Annotated in this window: 3 protein-coding genes; all 3 read left to right on the forward strand. The window is 59.2% G+C overall.

Features of this window, described 5'->3' with window-relative positions; translation table 11 throughout:
- Positions 1-93: 93 nt before the first annotated feature.
- Positions 94-486 (forward strand): IS66-like element accessory protein TnpA, encoded by a 393-nt coding sequence (tnpA, locus tag KHO23_RS35530; RefSeq protein ID WP_267914085.1) that lies wholly within the window; start codon positions 94-96, stop codon positions 484-486.
- Positions 486-857 (forward strand): IS66 family insertion sequence element accessory protein TnpB, encoded by a 372-nt coding sequence (gene tnpB / locus KHO23_RS34795; RefSeq protein ID WP_200655457.1) that lies wholly within the window; start codon positions 486-488, stop codon positions 855-857. Before tnpA ends, tnpB begins: the two co-directional genes overlap by 1 nt.
- A 51-nt stretch (positions 858-908) precedes the next feature.
- Positions 909-2,196, forward strand: a 1,288-nt coding sequence (tnpC, locus tag KHO23_RS34800; RefSeq protein WP_211617531.1) for an IS66 family transposase, incomplete at its 3' end; no start/stop codon positions are given.

Consider the following 2,196-nt stretch of genomic DNA (forward strand, 5'->3'; position numbering starts at 1 on the left):
GTAAGCGTCCGATCTTGACCGTCTAGATTCTGGTCGCATCGCACCCCATGCTTTCGTTGGGCACAAATGTCACTGTGTCCATAAAGGGAGATCATGGACAGAGTCACTGAATTGGGCGGCGACGATCAAGGTACGCGGCGCTATCGGCGCCGTACGGTGGAAGAGAAGTGCCAAATCGTCAGAGAGACGTTGGTGCCTGGTCGATCCGTGGCGGAAGTAGCGCGAGCGCATGAAGTGAATGCGAATCAAGTGTTCGACTGGCGCAAGCAGTATCTGGAAGGCCGACTTGACCCGAAGCGGGAAGACGCCCTCATGTTACCGGTGGTGTTGAGCGAACCTGACGAGAAGGAGAAGGCTTCGGCGCCATCGGAGACGCACACATCTGCGGGCGTCTTGCGAGTGCTGTTTGCGCGAAGTGAAGTGCGCATTGAAGGCCACGTTGATCCCGATGCACTGCGCTTGGTGATGCAATGCCTGAGTCGATGATGCGGTCGCAAGGGCTTGCCTCGGTCGTCGAACAGTCGACGAGCACGCGTATCTGGATAGCAGCCGGGTTCACGGACATGCGATGCGGTTTCGACGGGCTCGCCGCAAAGGTGCAAATAGTCCTTCAAAAGGATCCGTTCTCCGGGCATGTGTTCGTCTTCCGGGGCAAACGCGGCGACCTTCTGAAGTGTCTTTACTGGCGAGATGGTGGGCTATGTCTGCTCTCCAAACGGCTCGAGCGAGGCCGCTTCGCCTGGCCGCGGGCCGACGGCGGTATCGTCTGCCTAACGAGCGCGCAACTTGGTCTCCTTCTCGAGGGATTTGACTGGCGTCAGCCACTTGATGCAGCTCGCCCGCGCAGCGCTTTGTAAACGTCTGTGACAGCGGGGCAATCGAGCTATTCGTCGGCGTAAACTACGCGCATGACATCCGGCGACGGCATCCTCCCAGACGACATTGAGGCTTTAAAAGCCCTTGTGCTCGCTCGTGAAGCGGCGCTGCAGGAGCGCGACGGCGATCTCGAACAATTGCGCGACACCGTCTCGACTTTACAGAAGAATCTATCGGATAGGACGCTCGAGATCGAGCATCTGAAGCTGTGGATTGCCAAGCTGCAGCGGATGCAGTTCGGTCGCAAATCCGAGAAGATTGATCGCCAGATTGAACAGCTTGAACTTCGCCTCGAAGACCTCCAGACGGATGATGGCACCGCAGCCGTCGAGTCACCGAGGTCACGTCGGGCCGAAGGCAGCAAGTCGACGGGTCGCAAGCCGCTACCCGATCATCTGCCGCGCCAAGACATCGTTCATCAGCCAGTCGAAGAAGCTTGCCCGCAATGCGGTGGTGCACTGGCCGATCTCGGTGAAGACGTTGCCGAGCAACTTGAGTATGTGCCCGGCCATTGGAGGGTGATCCGTCATCGCCGTCCCAAGAAGGCTTGCACCTGCTGTGATTGCATCGTTCAAGCCGCAGCTCCGAGCCGTCCTATTGATCGGGGCATGCCGGGCCCAAGTCTGCTCGCCCATATTCTTGTCGCCAAGTTCTGCGACCACCTTCCTCTGTACAGACAATCGATTATCTATGCGCGTGACGGCGTCGAGTTGAGCCGCTCGACGCTCGCCGACTGGGTCGGCCAGTGCAGCGCGCTTGTGCGCCCGTTGGTCGAGACGATTCGTCAGTACGTGATGTCAGCCAAGAAGATCCACACCGATGACACGCCCGTGCCGGTACTCGAACCCGGCAACGGCAAGACCAAGACCGGTCGGATCTGGACGTACGTTCGAGACGACCGGCCATCCGGTTCAAATGAGGCACCAGCGGCCTGGTTTGCCTACAGCCCCAATCGTTCCGGCGAGCATCCCCAGGCGCATCTGTTGGGCTTCAAAGGGACACTGCAAGCAGACGCATTCGCCGGCTACGACGCGATCTATGAGTCCGGCGCCGTGCGCGAAGCGGGATGCATGGCGCACGCTCGCCGTAAATTCCACGACCTGTTCGTTGCGCGCAAGAACGATGTGAACACGGAAGCGCTGCGTCGGATTGGCGAGTTATACGCAATCGAAGCCGAGATCCGCGGTAAGCCGCCGGACGAGCGATGGCGCGTGCGACAAGAAAGAACCCGCCCGCTGATGAACGACTTCGAGCTCTGGCTGCGCTCGACGTTGAGTATGGTGTCGCAGAAAGGTGATACAGCTAAAGCGATCAACTACT

This window comes from Paraburkholderia haematera (assembly GCF_905220975.1).
In the GTDB taxonomy this organism is placed as follows: domain Bacteria; phylum Pseudomonadota; class Gammaproteobacteria; order Burkholderiales; family Burkholderiaceae; genus Paraburkholderia; species Paraburkholderia haematera.